This window comes from Nitratidesulfovibrio sp. HK-II, assembly GCF_003402415.2.
GTDB lineage: Bacteria > Desulfobacterota > Desulfovibrionia > Desulfovibrionales > Desulfovibrionaceae > Cupidesulfovibrio.
This window is the reverse complement of the sequence record NZ_AP036014.1, coordinates 3569835-3588789: the sequence shown is the minus strand read 5'-3', so window position 1 is coordinate 3588789 and position 18955 is coordinate 3569835. Positions and strand designations below refer to the sequence as shown.

Annotated in this window: 14 protein-coding genes and 1 tRNA gene; 11 read left to right on the top strand and 4 right to left on the bottom strand. The window is 69.9% G+C overall.

Going from position 1 to position 18955, the window contains the following annotated elements; translation table 11 throughout:
* Window positions 1–380: 380 nt before the first annotated feature.
* The 4 genes from RVX_RS15170 (at window position 381) to RVX_RS15155 (ending at window position 4640) form a co-directional block, all read left to right on the top strand.
* Complete coding sequence (locus tag RVX_RS15170; protein WP_116308013.1) at window positions 381–1931, top strand: sigma-54 interaction domain-containing protein; 1551 nt, start codon at window positions 381–383, stop codon at window positions 1929–1931.
* 266 nt (window positions 1932–2197) lie between these two features.
* Window positions 2198–2599 (top strand): DVU3141 family protein, encoded by a 402-nt coding sequence (locus tag RVX_RS15165; RefSeq protein WP_116308012.1) that lies wholly within the window; start codon window positions 2198–2200, stop codon window positions 2597–2599.
* 106 nt (window positions 2600–2705) lie between these two features.
* Window positions 2706–4370 (top strand): polysaccharide biosynthesis/export family protein, encoded by a 1665-nt coding sequence (locus tag RVX_RS15160; RefSeq protein ID WP_116308011.1) that lies wholly within the window; start codon window positions 2706–2708, stop codon window positions 4368–4370.
* 27 nt (window positions 4371–4397) lie between these two features.
* Window positions 4398–4640: a hypothetical protein gene (locus tag RVX_RS15155; RefSeq protein ID WP_116308010.1), complete on the top strand. Its 243-nt coding sequence runs from the start codon at window positions 4398–4400 to the stop codon at window positions 4638–4640.
* Window positions 4641–4945: 305 nt separating this feature from the next.
* Here the strand turns inward: RVX_RS15155 and RVX_RS15150 are convergent, their stop codons facing one another.
* A complete protein-coding gene (locus RVX_RS15150; RefSeq protein WP_043609008.1) occupies window positions 4946–6100 on the bottom strand; it encodes a hypothetical protein in 1155 nt (384 codons plus the stop codon).
* A gap of 289 nt (window positions 6101–6389) precedes the next feature.
* Here RVX_RS15150 and RVX_RS15145 point away from each other — a divergent pair.
* The 3 genes from RVX_RS15145 to RVX_RS15135 all read left to right on the top strand — a co-directional run bounded on the left by RVX_RS15145 (window position 6390) and on the right by RVX_RS15135 (window position 8294).
* Window positions 6390–6465, top strand: a tRNA-Val gene (locus tag RVX_RS15145).
* A 229-nt stretch (window positions 6466–6694) separates the two neighbouring features.
* On the top strand, window positions 6695–7036 hold the full coding sequence (locus RVX_RS15140; protein WP_116308101.1) for a helix-turn-helix domain-containing protein: 342 nt from the start codon (window positions 6695–6697) through the stop codon (window positions 7034–7036).
* Entirely contained in the window at window positions 7026–8294 is a 1269-nt protein-coding gene (locus RVX_RS15135; protein WP_116308009.1) for a type II toxin-antitoxin system HipA family toxin, read from the top strand. The genes RVX_RS15140 and RVX_RS15135 overlap by 11 nt, the downstream gene beginning before the upstream one ends.
* Before the next feature lie 223 nt (window positions 8295–8517).
* Here the strand turns inward: RVX_RS15135 and RVX_RS15130 are convergent, their stop codons facing one another.
* From RVX_RS15130 to RVX_RS15120, 3 genes are all read right to left on the bottom strand, one after another.
* Entirely contained in the window at window positions 8518–10848 is a 2331-nt protein-coding gene (locus tag RVX_RS15130; protein WP_116308008.1) for a methyl-accepting chemotaxis protein, read from the bottom strand.
* 525 nt (window positions 10849–11373) lie between these two features.
* Complete coding sequence (locus RVX_RS15125; RefSeq protein WP_116308007.1) at window positions 11374–12855, bottom strand: ATP-binding protein; 1482 nt, start codon at window positions 12853–12855, stop codon at window positions 11374–11376.
* A complete protein-coding gene (locus tag RVX_RS15120) occupies window positions 12852–13643 on the bottom strand; it encodes a response regulator (RefSeq protein ID WP_116308006.1) in 792 nt (263 codons plus the stop codon). The genes RVX_RS15125 and RVX_RS15120 overlap by 4 nt, the downstream gene beginning before the upstream one ends.
* A gap of 347 nt (window positions 13644–13990) precedes the next feature.
* Here RVX_RS15120 and RVX_RS15115 point away from each other — a divergent pair, with 347 nt between their 5' ends.
* From RVX_RS15115 to RVX_RS15100, 4 genes are all read left to right on the top strand, one after another.
* Window positions 13991–15139, top strand: coding sequence for an ABC transporter permease (locus tag RVX_RS15115; protein ID WP_116308005.1), 1149 nt, complete (start codon window positions 13991–13993; stop codon window positions 15137–15139).
* A 13-nt stretch (window positions 15140–15152) separates the two neighbouring features.
* Complete coding sequence (locus RVX_RS15110; RefSeq protein ID WP_230404817.1) at window positions 15153–16073, top strand: ABC transporter ATP-binding protein; 921 nt, start codon at window positions 15153–15155, stop codon at window positions 16071–16073.
* A gap of 98 nt (window positions 16074–16171) precedes the next feature.
* Window positions 16172–17398 (top strand): efflux RND transporter periplasmic adaptor subunit, encoded by a 1227-nt coding sequence (locus RVX_RS15105; protein WP_116308004.1) that lies wholly within the window; start codon window positions 16172–16174, stop codon window positions 17396–17398.
* Window positions 17395–18936, top strand: coding sequence for an efflux transporter outer membrane subunit (locus RVX_RS15100; protein ID WP_116308003.1), 1542 nt, complete (start codon window positions 17395–17397; stop codon window positions 18934–18936). The genes RVX_RS15105 and RVX_RS15100 overlap by 4 nt, the downstream gene beginning before the upstream one ends.
* Window positions 18937–18955: the final 19 nt, after the last annotated feature.

Sequence of the window (18955 nt, the reverse complement as noted above, 5' to 3'; positions counted from 1 at the left end):
CTTCTTGCCTGGTGGTGAATTTTCGGCATATGCTGCGCCATGTGATGAAAAATTGATCATGTGGCGCGGCAGGTGTCACGGTGTGGCCCCTGCCGTGGGCCACGCGCACGCCGGAAGGCAGGCCGGTCATATGGCGCCGTGGGTGGCGAGTCGTGCATATCCGCGCGTAATGAAAGGCGTAAACCCTGTTCTCCCTCGTCCACCCGTGCGCCCGTAGCTTGTGCAAGGGCGTGGCGCACGCAACGGCCCCGATGCTGCATGGGTGGGCGGGATCGAATCGCCCCGGCACCGCCCCGTAACCGCCCCGGAACCGCGCGCGGCCCATTCCCCCCCCCCACTGCCCCAAGTTTCCGCGCCCGCCGCACCAAGGAGTACCCGTCATGGACGCCCTTGAATCCAGCCGCTTCCTGCGCGAGGTCATCAACACCATCAACGACGGCTTCTTCCTGGTGGGGCCGGACGGACGCATCCTGATGGCCAACCCGGCCCTGGAACGGCTGACCGGCTACGAGGCGGGCGAACTGGTGGGGCAGACCTGCGCCATTCTCAACTGCGACGCCTGCGTGCGCTCGCGGTCGCTGGGCGGCGGGCACTGGTGCCGCCTGTTCGACCGCAAGGACGAGCACCGCAAGCGCTGCACCCTGGTGCGGCGCGACGGCACGGCCATCACCGTGCTCAAGAACGCCAAGGTGCTGAAGGAGGATGGCCGGGTCATCGCGGCGGTGGAGACCATCACCGACATCACCGCCGTGGTGGAAAAGGACCGGCGCATCGAGGAGCTTTCGCGCCTGCTGGGCTCGGACGAGGGCTTCGCGGGGATGGTGGGCACCTCGCCCGCCATGCAGCGGGTGTTCAAGATCATCGAGCGGGCGGCGGAAAGCGACGCCCCGGTGCTGGTGCTGGGGCCGTCGGGCACGGGCAAGGAACTGGCGGCGCGGGCCATTCACGAATTGGGCCGCCGCAAGAACGGGGCCTACGTGCAGCTCAACTGCGCGGCCCTGAACGAGGCGCTTCTGGAAAGCGAGCTGTTCGGCCATGTGCGCGGGGCGTTCACCGGTGCGGTGCGCGACCGGCAGGGCAGGTTCGAGGCGGCCCACGGCGGCGACATCTTTCTGGACGAGATCGGCGACATCCCCCTGCCCATCCAGGTGAAGCTGCTGCGCGTGCTGGAGACCAAGCGCATCGAACGGGTGGGCGACAACGCCTCGCGCGAGGTGGACGTGCGCATCATCGCCGCCACCAACCGCGACCTGGGGCGCTTGGTGCGGGCCGGGCGGTTTCGCGAAGACCTGCTGTTCCGCATCAACGTCATTCCCATCCACCTGCCGCCGCTGGCCGACCGGCGCGAGGACATCCCCCTGCTGGCCGCCCACTTCCTGAAGGGCATCCGCGAGCGGGACGGCCGCGACGTGACCGGCCTGACGCCCGAGGCCCTGCGCCTGCTCACGGCCTACGGCTGGCCGGGCAACGTGCGCGAACTGCGCAGCGCCCTGGAATACGCCTGCGTCATCGCCGAAGGGGGGCGGCTGGGGGTGGAGCACTTGCCACAGCACATCGCCGGGGCGATCTGGCACCCGGAATACGCGGCGGCGGGAAGCGCCGGGCACGCCGGGCATGATGTGGGCGGAGGCGGGCGCTTCGGCCAGCATTCGGGACTGGTCGGACTTGAGGCACAGAGCGGCCCGGCCGTGGAGGAAGGGCAGGGCAACGGCCTGCGGATTGGGGAAGGCGGCGCAGCGACGGGCGGGCACTATTCCCTTGGCGGGCGACCGGCCCGCCAGGAACGGGAGCGGGCCGAACTGGTGGAGGCCCTGCATGCCGCCGGGGGCAACGTGTCCGAGGCGGCCCGGCTGCTGGGGGTGCACCGGGGCACGGTGCGCAACCGCATGCTGCGCCTGGGCATCGACGTGCGCAAGGCCGTGGCGGGGTAGTCCGCCCGGTTTCATGCGGGCGGACGTTGCGGGAAGGGCAGGCCGAGACACCCCTGCATCTTGCCCCCGGCCCTGTCCTTCTTATTGCAAAGCCGTTGCGTGACGGCGGCCCGACGCCCCCGCGCCAGTGGACAGCCGCCCGTTGCCGGGAGTATAGAAGGCGGCATCCGCACGGACGCGCACCGTGTCCGCCGGGCACGTCAGGTACACCGGGCACACCGGGCGCACCACACCGACACACTCCCCACGCACCCGAGGTTCATTTCATGTTCGCCATCCGCCGCTTCCGTCCCGCCGCCGTGCTGGCCCTGTGCGCCCTGTGCGTGCTGCCCGCCCTGCTCGCCGCCTGCGGGGGGCGTCAGCAGCCCGCGCCGCAGGAGCAGGAACAGGCCCTGCCCGCCAAGCCCATTCTCGACTTCATGACCCGCAACCCGGCCGGATCATCCGCCGTGCTGGACGACCCGGAATTCGGCGCCGGCATCCGCGTGGTGGTGGAAGGGGCGTTCATCTCGGCCATGGGCGAGGAATGCCGCCGGGCCACGCTGCTTTCCGAGCATGGCGAGGCAGAGGTGGTCATTGCCTGCCGCCCGGCTGGCAGCGGCGACGACGTAGCGTGGCAGATGGCCCCCCGCATCTGGGGACAGGGGATTTCCCGCCCCGCGCAATAGCAGGCCTGCCGCGCCGTTTCCGCCAGAACATTGGTCATGGGCCTGCCCACGTCTTCATCCGCCGGGTGCACACCGCGCCCGGCGTAGCCAATTACGGACACCCGTCATGGACACCGCCTTGTTTTCCCCCCGCGCCACGTCGCGCCGCACCGGCGCCGCGGCGTGGTTGCCCGCTCTTTTCGTCCTGTTCCTGCTGGCCGCGGCATTCGGCCCGGCGCGCGGGGCCGCGTTCGCGGCCCCGGCCGAAGCCAAGTCGCCCGCGTCCGCCCCGGCGGCCGCCGCATCCGTCACGTCGGACCTGCCGCCCTTCGCCGCCAACCTGTTCCAGGGCAACTTCGGGCAGGCCCGCAGCGCCGAGGCCCGCGAACTGGCCCCCGGCGACCGGCTGGTGCTGCGCCTGTGGGGCGACCGCAACTACGACGGCGTGGTCACGGTGACCGACGCGGGCGACATCGAGTTGCAGGACCTGGGGGCCGTGCCCGTGGCGGGCCTGGCCCAGGCCCAGGTGGCCGAGGCCATCCGCAGCAAGCTCAGCGCATCGGGCGTGGAGAACGTGCAGGTCTACGTCAGCCCCATGGACGGGCGGCCGGTGTCGGTCTTCGTCACCGGGTTCGTCATGAAGCCGGGCCGGTACAACGGCGCGCCGTCCGATTCTGTGCTGGCCTTCCTGGACCGGGCGGGCGGCATCGACCCCCGGCGCGGCAGCTACCGCACCATCCGCCTGCTGCGCGGCGGGGCGGAGATGGGCAGCTTCGACCTGTACCCCTTCGCGCTCAAGGGCGCGCTGCCGCTGGTGCGCTTGCAGGACGGCGACACCATCGTGGTGGGCGAGAAGGGTCCGGCCGTGTCCGCCAGCGGCGAGATACGCAACGCCGCGCGCTTTGAATTCCGCAAGGGTGAGGCCACCGGGGCGAAACTGGCAGAAATGGCCGACCCGCTGGCCACGGCCTCGCACGCCAGCATCGTGGGCACCCGCAACGGCGCGCCGTTCAACCTGTACCTGCCCCTGCGCGAATTCCGCACCCTGCCGCTGGCCGACGGCGACCGGGTGGAGTTTCTGGCCGACACCCCCGGCGACACCATCATGGTCGAGGTGCAAGGCGCCATCCGGGGGGCGTCGCGCTTTCCGCTCAAGCGCACCGCCCGCCTGCGCGACGTGCAGCAGTACATCGCCGTGGACGCCGACCGGGCCGACCTGACCGGCCTGTACATCAAGCGGCGCAGCGTGGCGGCCCGCCAGAAGCGCGCCATCGAGGACGCCCTGCGCAGGCTGGAGGAAAGCTCGTTCACGGCCACCTCGGCCAGCCCCGAAGAAGCGCAGATCCGCAACCACGAGGCGGAGATGATCGGCAAGTTCGCCGAAAAGGCCCGCAACGTGACGCCCGAGGGCATCGTGGTGGTGGGCAGCGGCGGCAAGGTGGCCGACATCGCGCTGGAGGACGGCGACGTCATCGTCATCCCCGAAAAGAGCGACGTGGTGCTGGTGACCGGCGAGGTTGTCATGCCCCAGGCCATCGTGTGGAACGGCGACAAGCGCCTGAAGGACTACGTGCGCGGCGCGGGCGGCTACACCAACCGCGCGGATACCGGCACCATCCTGCTGGTGCGCCCCAACGGCGAGGTCTTCCGCACCGCCGACACCACCATCGCGGCGGGCGACCAGCTGCTGGTGCTGCCGCGCGTGGATTCCAAGAACCTGCAGACGGTGAAGGACATGTCGCAGATTCTCTACCAGATCGCCGTGGCCACCAAGGTGGTCATCGGTCTGTAGGCCCGCCGGGCCAGCGGGGAGACGGACATGAAGGATGCCGACATGAAGGGTGCCGACATGAAGCGTACCGGCAAGGACGCTTCGGAAGCGGGCCTCACCGACGAGGAACGCCGCGCCCTGCGCGCCGCCCGGCGCGATGCCCTGCTGGACGCGCCGCTGGATCTGCGCACCCGCGTGCAGGAGGACAAGCGCCGCAAGCGGCGCGACGCCCCCAAGCACAAGGGCCGCCTGATAGAGGACGAGAACGCCGGGGGCGGGCGCGAAGACTAGCCAAGGTCAGCCAGGCCCGGCCAAGGCAGCCACTATCTGTCTGACGGGCAGCGGAGCCCGGTCGCCGGGCCGGACGGCCCCCCTTGTGAAGCCGCAACGCGAGAGCGCCGATGGATCGCATCCATCGGCGCTCTTTTCGTGCTCGGTCACCGTCCGGATGTCCGGAGGAGAATGTGTTCGTTGCGAGGGAAAGCGAGGGGGGCACCCTGTCAGGCAGGTGGATGAAGCTGGCAGGTAGGGCAGTGTGGCCGGGGAACAGTGGCTGGACCACCGCAGGTTGGCGACGGGGGGGACGGGACGCAGGGTCAGGCCGTGCAGCAGGTCTTGCGCAGGGTTTCCATTTCCTCTTCCTCGTCCGCCGGGTTGCCCAGGTCCAGCACGTGGCGGCCCAGCACGTAGTGCATCAGGCGCGGCCGTTCGGCCGATTCCTCCAGCGCGTCGATGATGCGGGCGATGCGCCGGGTGGAGCGCAGCACGCCGTCCAGCTGTTCCGTCAGCTGCGTGGTGTCCATGCGGTGCAACACGTCGGCCAGCCGCGCGGCGGCGGCGTGGGCCTTGGAGCCTTCGGGCAGCAGTTCGCGCAGATCGTCGGCGGCGTGCATGGCGTCGTCCCAGTCGTCGGCCATGTCGTCAAGCAGTTCGGCGCAGTATTCCGCGTGGTTGCGCAAGATGGCCAGGGCGTTGTTGCCGTGGTGGGCCACGGCCCCGGCGGCCTTTTCCAGCGCGTCGCGGGCCACGGCCACGCGGCTGCCGGTGGTCAGGGCCACGATGCGCGAGCACTTGGCCAGGAAGCGGGCGTCGTAGCTGTCGAAGCCGTGTTCGCGCTCGGAATACAGCAGCACCAGCCCGAAGGGCGGGCGGCCGCCCCGGTCGCGCAGCACGAAGGCCAGGCGCGAGCGGTAGCCCACCTTGTAGGCCATGCAGTCGTAAGAGTCGCCGCCCCGGTCCATGCCCATCAGGTTGTTGGAGAGCACGTGGCGGGTGCCGTCGCACACCGCGCGCATGACCGGGTGCCCCGCCAGGCCCTCTTCCAGCACCGGCGAGAAGAGCGGGATGGGCCCGCCGTCCTCGCGTTCGGCCGCGATGATCTGCCATTCGCCCTCGTCGTCGCGCAGTCGGCAGACGAACATGTCGGCGTGGAAGGCGCGCAGCAGCACGGCGGCGCTTTCGCGCAGCACCACTTCCGGCGGGGCCATTTCATCGGCGATGCCCAGAAGCTCGCTGGTGACGCGCAGCAGGGTTTCGGCGTCGTGCCGCTGGGCGGTAAGGCCGGAGAGCAGCTGCATCAGGTCGCGCCAGTTGCGGATGGGCGCGGCATGCATGTCGGGCCGCCAGCCGGTGTCCAGCACCGCCTTGGCGGCGGGCAGCAGGGCGAGGATGGCGGCGCGCGCCTTGGGCGGCGCGGAACGGAGCAGCAGGGAGATGTCCTGCCGCAACGTGCGGGGGGCGGTGGGGGGCATGCGGGGCGGATTCACGGTCCGTCGGCCGGTTCGCAAGTGATCGCGAAAGCGCGGCGCGGGCACGGGTGCCCGCCGCCGCGAAAAAACGGCGGCCCGGCGGGCACGGGGCGGCGCGGGGGCGCGGCGTCAGGCCGCGCGAGTGCTACATAGATACCCGGCGGCGCATTGTCCAGTGCAAAAGCGCGGGGGGTTTGACATGACCGCCGTCCCTGCACTATGAGCAGTATCCCATCGCGGCCCGCTCCGACACACCGGGGCCGCCACGGCGGCCTTGCCGCCGGGGACATCCGGGCGGTTAGCTCAGCTGGTAGAGCGTCGGCCTTACAAGCCGAATGCCGGGGGTTCGATCCCCTCACCGCCCACCATACCGAAAATGAAGGGGTTCGTCCTTGCCGGACGAACCCCTTTTTTGCGTTGGCCTGTCCGCACTGCGTCGGCTAGCCCGCCCAGGACGGCCTGGCACGGCCCCTGATGCACGCGGACCATGCGCCGCGGCCTCGTTTTTTAAGGGCGTGTGGTGGCGCACTTCGGGTTTTTCCGCTCAAATGAATCAAATATGTTGCATTAAAGCGTTTAATGGGTAATATTTTAGTCATGACTACAGCGAAAAGATCAGGCGGGTCACTCCCCCCGGAACTGGTGGCCCTGTGCGCCGAACTGGGACGAAATATTCAGGTCGCCCGCAAGCGGCGCGGTTTCAGCGAGCTTCGGCTTGCGCAACTGGCGCACACCTCGCGGCGGACCATTCAACGCATCGAGTCTGGTGAGCCGGGGGTTGGCCTGGGCATTTTGGCCAGCGTGCTATGGGTGTTGCAACTGGAGGGCGACCTGCGGCTGGTGGCCGCACCTGACCGGGACGAGCAGGGCAAGTTCCTGGCGGAAACGAAGCTGCCGCAGCGCGTCCGGGATGCACGGGACACCAGATATGACTTCTGAGGGCGGCCCCATCTACATTTTCGTCTGGCTGAAGGGCAGGGGCTATGTCCCCGCCGCCCTGCTGGCGGAGTACGCCGGGGGGCGGCGATGCACCCTGGGTTATGGCCGCAATTACGCGGTCCTGCCCGATGCCATCCCCATCGACCCGGTGTCCTTGCCGCTGTACATGCCGCAGGTGGCCGTGACGCCGCCGGGAACCTCCATCTTCCCGGCCCTGCGCGATGCCGCCCCCGACAAATGGGGCCGCAAGCTGCTGGGGCTGCTGGCCGGGCGTCCTGCGGGCACGTTGACCGAGGTGGAGGTGCTGACAGCGGCGCATTCACGCAACCGGATAGGCGCGCTGGCGTTCGGCGGTTCGCCGGACGGCCCGGCGTCCATGGCCGCGTGGGCCACGGGCGAGGTCTTTTCCCTGCACGAGGCCGACCTTGGCCGGGTTGCGCGCGTGGTGGCGGAGGTGGACAGGGTTGATGACGACGCAAACCTCGATGCGTTGCGCCGCAGGCTGCCGGAAGAGGTCTTTCTGCGGGCGTTGGCATCGTCCTTGAGCGTTGGCGGCGGAAGGCCCAAGGCCCTGGTGTCCGTGGACGGCGTCGAGTGCATCGCCAAGTTTCCCAAGCGGGGCGACGTGTGGAACGAGCCGCGCGTGGAACACGCCACCATGACCCTGGCCGCGCGGTGCGGCATTGCCGCCGCGCGCACCCGGGTGGAAGAGGTGGACGGCGTCGGGGTGTTGCTGGTGCGCCGCTTCGACCGCGACGAAGACGGCGAGCCGGTACACTTCGTTTCCGGGTTCACGCTCAACCGCAGGATCAGCGAGGACGGGGACTGGGGCTCGTATCAGGACCTTGCCCAGGTCGCGCGGCAGCATGGCGACGAGCGGGCCGGGCACGAACTGTTCCGGCGCATGGCGTTCAACGTGCTGTGCCGTAACGTGGACGACCACCCCAGAAATCACGCGTTCTTCGTGCGCCGTAGCGGAATTTCCATGACCCCGGTCTTCGACGTGGTGCCCGCGCAGGTCGGCTTTCGTCAGCCGGAACTGGCGCTGGCCTGCGGCCGCATGGGGCGCGAGGCGTCCATCGAGAATGTGTTGAGCATGCCGGAGCCGTTCGGCCTGCGCCGGGGCGAGGCCGAGGCCATGGTTGCGGACATGCGGCGGGAAATGCAGGACTGGCGCGCACATTTCACGGAGTGCGGCGTGTCCGGGCCGGACATCGCACTACTGGAAGACCGCTTCGCCCTCGTATCCGGCCGGTGATCATGCCGCCTTGCGTGCCGCCCTGGGGCCGGTTCCGTGGGGGGCGGCATGCCCCAGTGGCCCCGGCTCGCTGTACGGGCCGAGGGGGCATCCGCTTAGGCGGTTCTGGCGTCAGGCCATGGGGCGGGCCACGCCGCCGATAAAAAAGGCTCCCGTTACCGGGAGCCTTTCCTTTTTTCATCTGCCCGGAGCATCCGGGAAAGAACGTATCCCGCCGCCCAAGCTACGACTTCATGCCCTCGATGATGGCGCGCAGTTCCTCGGCCATGCGGGCCACCTCGGCGATGGCCAGGGCAGACTGGTTCATGGCTTCGGCCGTCTCGCCGGAGATGACGTTGAGTTCCTCGGTGGCGCGGGCGATCTGCTCGCTGGCGGCGGATTGTTCCTCGGCGGCGGAGGCGATGGAGCGCACCATGTCCGCCGTGTCCACCGAAACGCTCAGTATCTCGCGCAGCGACGCGCCGGACTGGGCGGAGCGGTCGGCCGAGGCGGTGGCTTCGGCGTCGGCCAGGCCCATCAGGTCCACGCTCTTCTGGGTCACCTGCTGAATGGCCCGGATGACCTGGCCCACCTCTCCGGTGGCGCTCATGGTCTTTTCCGCCAGCTTGCGCACCTCGTCGGCCACCACGGCAAAGCCGCGCCCGGCGTCCCCGGCGCGGGCCGCCTCGATGGCCGCGTTCAGCGCCAGCAGGTTGGTCTGGTCGGCGATGTCCGAGATCATCTCGATGATGGTCCCGATGCCGTCGGCCTGCCTGCCCAGCTCGTGCAGGCTGCCGCCCATTTCCGACATGCGGTCGCGCAGGGCGCGGATGGAGCGTACCGTGTCCTGCACCACCTGCTCGCCCTGTTCGGCGCGCGACTTGGCGAGGTCGGCGTTTTCCGCGGCGCTGCCCGCGCTGCGCGCAACCTCCAGGATCGAGGCGTTCATCTGCTCGACGGCCGTGGCCGATTCGGCAACGCGGGTCTTCTGGTTTTCCGTGCCCCGGCTCGATTCTTCTATCTGCGACGAAAGTTCTTCCGCCGCCGTGGACAGCCGTGCCGAAACGTCCATGGCGGCACGGGCCGCCTCGGCGATGCGGTCGCGCTGGGCCTCGATCTGCTGCTGCCTTTCCACCATCTCGCTGATGTCGTTCCAGAACGAGATGGAGCCCAGCAGCCCGCCGTCCATGTCGTAGAACGGCGTGGTCACCACGCTGATGTGCACGGTGCGCCTGCCGTCCTGCGACGTCCACACGGTTTGCCCGGTAAGGGTGCGCCGCTCCTTGATGGCCTTGTCGGACATCGTTTCGCGGTTGGGGTCGAACCAGTAGAACTCACCGGATTTCATTCCGTAATATTCGGCGGGCGGCTTGGGCCTGCCCAGCAGTTCACATATCTGGGTGTTGGCCCAGGACATGGTGAAGTCGGGCGCCACGATGCCGCAGGGCGTGGGAATGCCTTCCAGCACCCCCCGCGCAAAGCCCAGTTCGTGCTTGATGCGGTCCTTCATGCGCCGGGTGTTGTCGGCAAGATCCGCCAGTTCGCAGGTGAAGTTGCCCTCGAGGCTGGTGCCGAAGTCGCCCCCGGCAATGTCCGCTGCAAAGCGCCCCACGGCCTGCAACGGCACCACCACCAGCCTGCGCACCACCAGCACCATGGCGGTCGCCAGCAGGATACAGACCGTCACCGCGATGCCCGCCACCACGTTGCGCAGCGAGTATGCGTCCTCCAGCAGTTCCGATTCGTTTACCGTGCCCGCCAGAATCCAGCCGGTCTGGGCGATGCGGTTGAACACCGCCAGCTTGCGCTGCCCCTTGAAATCATATTCCAGCACGCCATCCTGCTTGCCCAGCATGTCGCGCACGAAGGGCAGATCCTTGCCGGGTTGCAGCAGGGTGGCCGGGTCGGGGTGGGAGATGAAGGTGCCGTCCCCGTCCAGCAGATAGAGGTAGCCCGTATCGCCGATCTTGATGGGCGAGATGGCGCTTTCGGTGAAGGCGTTGAAGTCGAACGCCACCTGCACCCCGCCGATGAGCGCCCCCGAGGCATCGCGCAGCGGCACCGCCATGCGGAAGACCAGCCGGTCGCCTTCGGCCTTTTGCACCGACTTGTCCAGGGCCAGTTCGCTGCCGTCCAGCACCTGCCGGACCACGGGGTGCTTGGTCTTGTCCTGCCCCCGCTCGTCCACGCCGCCGTTGTTGGCCCCGACGATGACCACGCCGCGTTTGTCGAAGGCGTAGGCCGACCAAATCTCGCCGTACGTCTTCAGATAGTCGCGGAAGCGGTTCTGGGCCACGCCGTTTTCGTCCTGGCCGTCCACCACCGCCTCGATAACAGCCCGCTGGCGAGCCAGGGCGATGGCCAGTTTCTTCTGGTTGCCCAGATAGATGTCCGTGGCCGTCTTGGCCGTCCGGACCAGCGCCTGCGATCCGGAGCGCTGCAGGTCCAGCGCAAGATCCATGGTGGATGCCACGACGTACCAGCCAAGCCCCGCGAACCCGATGACCAGCAGCGTGACGACCAGCGCGCCGATCCTGGTGTTCAACCTGTCGAAGAATCCCGCATTGCCCCGCATGATGCCTCCCTGGTGATGGAACGTCCTCTCCGTTCCATCGGCCGCAATCCAGATTAAGTTAATATGTGAGCGGCAATTTTAATGTATTTTCCAGTGGATGGCACCGTATCACTTTCTAATGCGGGCATATGCAGGGATATATGATATCATGTTCCTCCACGATTTCCGCATGTTGTGTATTTTTAAGCCTTACTATCCGTATTTGCAGTGAATAGTTCAGCTGGGACGCGGCGCGTCCTGGGGGTGGGATATCGGGGGGTGCATGTCGGTCGGCGCATGGAGGCGTGGCACGCACGGAAAAAACGTGCGGAAGCGCGCGGCGGGAGGCTGGGGACCGCGCGGCAGGCTCGTGGTCGTGGACGCGGTGGGAAGGGTGAGCAGGAAGGGCCAACATGAAGGGGACATGCCAGGGCGGCATGTCCGGAAGGGTGCGGCAACCCGTGCCGCGTGTGCTGCGCCGGTGGCGCGGCGGAAGACGAAAGGATCGGGGATGCGAACGGCGGGGCCGCCCGCGCGTCCGCCGGGCTATGCCCCGGCCCGGGGCGCGCGGGGCAGGCGCAGCAGCGCCTCCAGGCCGCCGCTCTGGCGGTTGGCCAGGGTGATGTCGCCGCCATGCTGGCGGGCGATGTTGCGGGCGATGGACAGGCCAAGGCCGCTGCCGCCGGTCTGGCGGTTGCGCGAATGCTCCACGCGGAAGAACGGCTCGAACACCGTGTCCACGTAATGTTCCGGCAGGCCGGGCCCCAGGTCGCGGATGGCCACGGAAAGCATGTCGCCCGCCTCGCGCACCTCTATGTCCACCTGCCCGCCGCCGTAGCGCACGGCGTTTTCCAGCAGGTTGGACAGGCAGCGCTTCAGCGCCAGGGGCTGGGCCTTGAGGCAGGTGGCGCGTTCGCCGTCCGCGCCGTGCAGGGTGATGCGCACCTCGGGCTGCCCGGCGTGACCGGTATGGAGGTCGCGGCAGTCCTCCACCAGGCTTTCCAGCAGGGCGGTCACGTCCACCTCGGCCGTTTCCTCGCGGCTGTCGGTGCTGCGCACGAAGTCGATGGTGGTGGAGAGCAGGCTCTTGATCTCGTCCAGGTCCGCCACGAATCGCTCGCGCAGTTCCCGCGGCTCCACCTGGTCCGCGCGCAACCGCATGCGGGTGACCGGGGTGCGCAGGTCGTGCGAGATGGAGGCCAGCAGCCGCCCCCGCTCGTCCACGAACTGGCGGATGCGGTCCTGCATGCGGTTGAAGGCCTGCGCGGCGCGGCGGATTTCCAGCGGCCCCCGCTCGGGCAGGGGGGCGCGCACCAGCCCCGCGCCGAATTCGTCGGCGGCGTCGGCCAGCATGCGCAGGGGGCGGGTCATCCAGCCCACCACCACCAGGCCCAGCAGGGCCACGCCCACGATGCGCCAGCCCAGGTCCAACAGCATGGGCTGGGGTATCCACGGCCGGTCACCCTCGGGCAGCACGTGGGTGAACACCGCCCACATGCCGTCGTGCAGGCGCACACCCACGGTGTAGCCGATGTCGTAGTGGCCGTCGTCGGTGCGGCCTGGGGGGGGCGGCGGGCGGCGGCCCACATCGCGGGCGATGCCGTCCACCCGGCAAACCAGTTGCATGCCCGACGCGAGCAGCCCGCTCAGGTGGTCTTCGAAAATGGAACTGTACACATCCGGCGCGATGCCGGGCGTGGTCATGGCGGGCGGCGTGCTGGCAAGGGCGATGCGGCTGGCGCCCTGCACCATCTGGCCGATCATGCCCGGCCTTGCCTCCGGCCGGGCCGCGTCCAGCAGCAGGGCCTGCCCGGCAAGGCGCATGGCCGCCTGGCGGGCCACGGAACTGTAGACGAAGGGCCCGCCCCGCGAGACCACATACAGCACGCTGACCACCTGGATGAGCATGATGCCGCACACCAGGGCCAGCACCACCCGGCCGCGCAGGGTGCGCGGGGGCAGGGCGGAAAGGAGTTTTCCGACGGAGAACGACCGGCGTGCGGCCTGCGTGGCGGAGGCGGGGCTCATGCGCTGGCCGGGCCGGTGGCGGCGTCGGGAGCGGAGACGGAAGCGTCATCGGCCCCTGCGTCGCGCTCCACTTCAGTGGCCAGATAATACCCGTCGCCGCGCACGGTCTTGATGATCTGCGGTTCGCGCCCGTTGTCGCGCAGGCGGGTGCGCAACCGGCTGACCAGCACGTCGATGGACCGGTCGAAGGCCTCGGCCGCGCGGCCCTGGGTCAGGTCCAGCAACTGGTCTCGGCTCATGACCCTGTTGGGATACTTCAGGAACACCCGCAGCAGGCGGTATTCCGCGCCGCTCAGGTTCACCACCACCCCGTCCGGGGCCACCAGGTGGCGGGGCACCGTGTCCAGCGTCCATCCGGCAAAGCGGATGGTGCGCGACATGGCCTCCGGCTCGGCCTTGGCGATGTTCTCGGGCAGGGCGCGGGCCCGGCGCAGCACGGTGCGGATGCGGGCCACCAGTTCGCGCGGGTTGAACGGCTTGGCCACGTAGTCGTCGGCCCCCAGTTCCAGCCCGATGATGCGGTCGGTGTCGTCGTCCAGGGCGGTGAGCATGATCACCGGCAGGTCGGAACGGGCGCGCAGCCTGCGGCACAGGGTCAGCCCGTCGTCGCCGGGCAGCATCACGTCCAGCACCACGAGGTCGTAGCGCCCCACCTCGAGCATGCGGAACATCTCGACGCCGTCGGCGGCCGATTCGGCGCGAAAGCCGTGCTTGTCCAGAAAGCTGGTGAGCAGTTCGCGGATTTCGGGGTCGTCGTCCACGACAAGGATGTGTTCCGGGGTGTTCATGGCCCTCCTATAGCGCCGCCCCGGACGCCGTGCACGGGTTTTTTGCAACACAATGTTTCCGCCGCGCGGGGCGCAATATGCGGCAACACTTTGGCTGTTGCGGCAACGGAGCGGCAACGTGCAACACATATTGCGGCCACGCGACGGGGCTAGACCCAGCCTCACGCGCCGTTCCTTTCCGCAGGGGCGGCAAGCGGGGCGGACGGGTTTTCCCCTTCCTCCTCGGAGCGCCGGGATGGTCCCGGCGCGGGCCGCCAGCCGCCTGCAACGTCGGCGCTTCGGCCTCCTGTTCCGCCCCCCCGCCCCTGCGAAAGGAACGCGCAACGCCAACAGCCATCGGAAGCCGCATGTACCAGATAGCTCTCAAGATGCTGCTCGCCAACCGGGGCAAGTACCTCGGCATGGTGCTCAGCCTGGCTTTCACCTCGCTGATCATGACCCAGCAGCCCGCCGTGTTCGCCAGCATCCTCACCCGCACCTACGGCCTCATCGACGACATCGCCATCGCCGACATCTGGGTCATGGATCCCCAGGCCCAGTCGGTGGATGAATCCAAGGCCATGCCCGACACACGCCTGTCGCTGGTGCGCAGCGTGAGCGGGGTGGAATGGGCCGTGCCCCTGCACAAGGGCCAGTTGAAGGCGCGCCTGCCCGACGGCAACACCGTGGGCTGCGGGCTCATCGGCGTGGACGACGTGTCGCTCATCGGCGCGCCGGGCGTGATGCAATCCGGCAGCATGGCCGACCTGCGCATGAGCGACGCCGTGGTGGTGGACGCCGAGGGCGCGGCCAAGCGCCTGGCCGTGCAGGTGGCTGGCGGCATGCGCCCGCTGGCCGTGGGCGACGGGCTGGAGGTCAACGACCACCACGCCGTGGTGGTGGGCGTCGCCAACGCCACCCCCACCTTTCAGTCGCAGCCCATGCTCTACACCACCTATTCGCGGGTCAAGCTGTTCAACAAGAGCGAGCGCAAGCTGATGTCCTTCGTGCTGGTGAAAGCCCAGGAGGGGCAGGACCACCGCAGGCTCGCCGCGCGCATCGCGGCCGAGACGGGCCTGACGGCCCTGACCGCCGACGACTTCCGCGCCCGCACCCTGCGCCATTTCATCAAGCGCACGGCCATCATCATGCACTTCGGCACCACCATCCTCATGAGCTTCTGCATCGGCGCGGTGGTCACCGGGCTGATGTTCCACAACTTCACCCAGGACGCGCTGCGCCACTTCGGCGTGCTGAAGGCCATGGGCACCGATGACCGCACCCTGCTGCTGATGATCTTGTCGCAGGCGCTGCTGGTGGCGGGCACCGGCTTCGGCATCGGGGTGGGCATGGCCATGATCATGGGCAACCTGCCCGGCGACCCCATGGGCATGCGCCTCTCCCCCACCATATTGCTGGTGGGCGGGGGGGCGGTGCTGTCCATCACCCTGGTTTCGGCGGTTCTCAGCATCCGCCAGGTGCTGCGGCTGGAACCGGCCATCGTGTTCAAGCAATAGCAGGGAGCCTTCCATGACGAATACGGACATGCGCCCGCGCCCCGGCGCGGTTGCCCTTTCCCCGGTACCCGAAGGCGAGGCCGCCCCCGCCGTGGTCTGCGCCGGGTTGCGCAAGCGCTACGGCGAAGGGGCCACCGCCGTGCACGCCCTGCGCGGCGTGGACCTGACCGTGCAACGCGGCGAACTGCTGATGCTGGTGGGGCCCTCGGGCTGCGGCAAGACCACGCTCATCTCGGTGATGGCGGGCATTCTGGACCCCACGGAGGGGAGCTGCCGCATCCTGGGGCAGGACATGACCGCGCTGGCCCCCCGGCCGCGCGCGGCCTTTCGCGCCCGCAACATCGGCTTCGTGTTCCAGGCCTACAACCTGAACCCGGCGCTGACGGCGGCCGAGAACGTCTCCGTGCCGCTGCGCATCAGCGGCGCGCCCGTGCGCGAGGCCATGCGCAAGGCGGAAGCCGCGCTGGATCTGGTGGGCCTTGGCGACAAGGCGGAATCCGCCCCCGGCGATCTTTCCGGCGGGCAGCAGCAGCGCGTGGCCATTGCCCGCGCCCTGGTGCACGAGCCGCAGCTCATCGTGTGCGACGAGCCCACCAGCGCCCTGGACCACGCCAACGGCCAGCGGGTCATGGAACTGCTGCGCCGGGTGGGCACCGTGGACGGCCGCGCGCTGGTCATCGTCACCCACGACGCGCGCATCTTCGATTTTGCGGACCGCATCGCCGAACTGGACGACGGCCGGGTGACCCGCGTGGGCACGCCCGGCGCGCTGGCCGGGGCGGGGCATGGCGCGACCGGTCCTGGGCTTGAGTCAGACGGCGAGGACATGCCCGCTGCCGCGCCGTGCGCAAGCCCGGTTGCTGCGGCTGGCGGTGCAATGGACGATGCCCCGCACGGGGGCAACGGATCCCGCCCTGCCGCCGCCCGTCCATAGCGCACGGCGAACCGCACCCCCGGGGCCGTCCCGCGTGCGGAACGGCCCGGCCCCGATATTCTTCAAGATTCACCAAGAGATCAAAGACAGGGACAACCATGCGACGCAACATCATCCTTACCTACGTCCTGCCCGCCCTGGCCCTGGCGGGCCTTGTGGCGGGCATCGTGTACGCCTCGCGCACGTCCGCGCCTCCGGCCCCGGTGCCCCCGGTGGCCGACCCGGCCGCGCCGCCCTACGAAAAATACATCAGCGGCTCCGGCATCGTGGAGGCGGCCAGCCGCGACGTGGGCGTGGCCACGCCCACGTCCGGGGTCATCGTGGAGATTCCCGTCACCGTGGGCGACGCGGTGCGCAAGGGCGACCTGCTGTTCCGCCTGGACGACCGGGAGCGCAAGGCCGCGCTGGCCGAGCAGAAGGCCGCGCTGGTGGTGGCCCGCGCCAAGGTGGTCGAGGCGCGCGTGGCCCTGGAAAAGGCCCGCGCCGACGCCGCGCGGGTGCGCAGCCTGCGCGACGGCCGCGCCGTGAGCGCGGAAGAAGCGGCCCAGCGCGGCTACGCGGAGGAAACGGCCCGCGCGGCGCTGGCCTCCGCCACGGCCGACGTGACCCAGGCCGAGGCCGCCGCCCGCGCCATAGAGGTGGACCTGGACCGGCTGTGCGTGCGCGCGCCCATGGACGCCACGGTGCTGCAGGTGAACGTGAGCGAGGGCGAATACGCCACGGCCGGGGCGCTTTCCACGCCGCTGGTCATGCTGGGCGACGTCACCCGGCTGCACGTGCGGGTGGACATCGACGAGAACATCGCCTGGCGCTACCGGGCGGGCATGCCCGCCACGGTGTTCCTGCGGGGCAACCGCGACTTTTCCGCGCCGCTGCGCTTCGTGCGGGTGGAGCCCTACGTGCTGCCCAAGACATCGCTGACCGGCGACACCACCGAGCGCGTGGACATCCGCGTGCTGCAGGTGCTGTACGCCTTCGACACGCGCGACATGGCCGCCTACGTGGGCCAGCAGGTGGACGTGTACTTCGACGACACCGGGCGCGATGCCGCCGCCGGGGCGAAACAGCCCGGCCGGAAGGACGGGAACAAGGGCGGCTCCGCCACCGCAGCGCGCTCCGGCGCGGCGGGCGTCGCGCCGTCCGCCCCATTTGGCCCGTCCGGTCAATCCGGTCAATCCGGCCACTCCGCCTGGCCGGTGCAGTCCGTGCGGCCCGCGCAGGCGGGCGAGTCCGCTGCGTTGCCAGAGGTGGTGGTGCCCGTGCGCGACGCCAGGGCCCGGACCAACGGCAAGGACGCGGCGCGCGGCGTGGGGGTGCGGGGATGAACGCGACGTTCGGTTTCCGGCGCGCGCGGGGGGGCGTGGCCACGGCGTGGCCGTCCGCATCGCTTCGCGCGCTCGCCGCGTTGCTGTGCGTGGCGCTGGCCCCAGGCTGCGCCCCCACGGCCGCCGCGCCGCGCCCGGCCATGCCCGCCGCGTGGAGCGCGCAGGCGGCCCCCGCGTCCGCAAGCGCGGCACGGTCCGGCGCTTCGCTGGCCCAATGGTGGACCGCCTTCGGCGACCCGGTGCTGGACGGCCTGCTGGCCCGCGCGGCCGCCGCCAACTTCGACGTGCGCATCGCCGCCGAAAAGGTGCGCGAGGCCCGCGCCGCCGCGCGCGAGGCCGGGGCGGACCTTGGCCCCACGGTCACCGGCTCGGCCTCGGCCACGCGCAGCCGTGCGGGCACGGGCGAGGCGCAGTCCACCGGCTCTCGCAACGGCAACGTGTACGCCACGGGCCTTGATCTGGCCTGGGAAATAGACCTGTTCGGGCGACTGCGCGCCACCCGCGAGGCCCGCGTGGCCGACGCCCAGGCGGCGGAAGAGGACCGCCGCGACACCCTGGTCGCCCTGCTGGCCGAGGTGGCCACCCAGTACGTGACCCTGCGCCAGGCCCAGAACGAACTGGACCTTACCCGCGACATCGCGGCCAGCCGGGCCGAAACCCTTGCCCTGGTCACCGCCCGGCGCGACGCGGGCCTGACCGGGGACATCGACGTGGCCCAGGCCGCCGCGCTGTGGCATTCCTCGCTGGCCGACGCCGCCGACTACGAGAACAACGCCTGGGCGGCCCTGGCCCGCATCGAACGGCTGGTGGACGCCGCCCCCGGCGAACTGCGCCCGACGCTGGAAAAGGCCGCCCCCATTCCCGCGCCCGCGCGCCAGGTGCCCGCAGGGCTGCCTGCCGACCTTTTGCTGCGCCGCCCGGACATCCGCGCGGCGGAGCGGCTTCTGGCGTCGGCCGCGTCGGACCTGGCCGCCACCACGGCGGAGCGCTGGCCCACGCTCAGCCTTTCGGCGGCGCTGGGTTCGCAGGCGTCCACGGTGAACAAGCTGCTGTCCTCGGGCAGCGGGGTGTGGTCCTTGGCCCCGGCGCTGGGCCTGACCCTGTTCGATTCCGGGGCCACCGCCGCGCGCATCGAACAGGCCGACGCCCGGCGCGAACAGGCCGCGCTGACCTACCTTTCCACGGCCCGCACGGCGGTGGAAGAGGCGGAAACCGCCCTGTACGCCGTGGACCGCCAGCAGCGCAGGCTGCCCGACCTGGCCGCCGTGCTGGAGGCCGACCGCACGGCCCTGGTCCTGGCCTGGGACCGCTATCGCGCGGGACTTGCCGATTTCCTGGACGTGGCCGACGCCGAGCGTGAACTGGCCACCGCCGCCCTTACCCACGTGCGGGCGAGGGCGGTGCTGTCCACCCGCGCCGTCACCCTGTACCGGGCGCTGGGCGGCGGTTGGGAAGCGCCGGATGGCACGGGGCAGGCCGTCGCGCCCGGAGCGACGTCCGCCTCGCCCGTGGCGTCGCCCGTCTCGCCCGTTTCGTAGGCGGGCCTTCCATTTTCCG

Coding starts and splice junctions, on each gene's coding strand:
- RVX_RS15170 (WP_116308013.1), top strand. CDS start 381: ATGGACGCCCTTGAATCCAGCCGCTTCCTGCGCGAGGTCATCAACACC.
- RVX_RS15165 (WP_116308012.1), top strand. CDS start 2,198: ATGTTCGCCATCCGCCGCTTCCGTCCCGCCGCCGTGCTGGCCCTGTGC.
- RVX_RS15160 (WP_116308011.1), top strand. CDS start 2,706: ATGGACACCGCCTTGTTTTCCCCCCGCGCCACGTCGCGCCGCACCGGC.
- RVX_RS15155 (WP_116308010.1), top strand. CDS start 4,398: ATGAAGGATGCCGACATGAAGGGTGCCGACATGAAGCGTACCGGCAAG.
- RVX_RS15150 (WP_043609008.1), bottom strand. CDS start 6,100: ATGCCCCCCACCGCCCCCCGCACGTTGCGGCAGGACATCTCCCTGCTG.
- RVX_RS15140 (WP_116308101.1), top strand. CDS start 6,695: ATGACTACAGCGAAAAGATCAGGCGGGTCACTCCCCCCGGAACTGGTG.
- RVX_RS15135 (WP_116308009.1), top strand. CDS start 7,026: ATGACTTCTGAGGGCGGCCCCATCTACATTTTCGTCTGGCTGAAGGGC.
- RVX_RS15130 (WP_116308008.1), bottom strand. CDS start 10,848: ATGCGGGGCAATGCGGGATTCTTCGACAGGTTGAACACCAGGATCGGC.
- RVX_RS15125 (WP_116308007.1), bottom strand. CDS start 12,855: ATGAGCCCCGCCTCCGCCACGCAGGCCGCACGCCGGTCGTTCTCCGTC.
- RVX_RS15120 (WP_116308006.1), bottom strand. CDS start 13,643: ATGAACACCCCGGAACACATCCTTGTCGTGGACGACGACCCCGAAATC.
- RVX_RS15115 (WP_116308005.1), top strand. CDS start 13,991: ATGTACCAGATAGCTCTCAAGATGCTGCTCGCCAACCGGGGCAAGTAC.
- RVX_RS15110 (WP_230404817.1), top strand. CDS start 15,153: ATGACGAATACGGACATGCGCCCGCGCCCCGGCGCGGTTGCCCTTTCC.
- RVX_RS15105 (WP_116308004.1), top strand. CDS start 16,172: ATGCGACGCAACATCATCCTTACCTACGTCCTGCCCGCCCTGGCCCTG.
- RVX_RS15100 (WP_116308003.1), top strand. CDS start 17,395: ATGAACGCGACGTTCGGTTTCCGGCGCGCGCGGGGGGGCGTGGCCACG.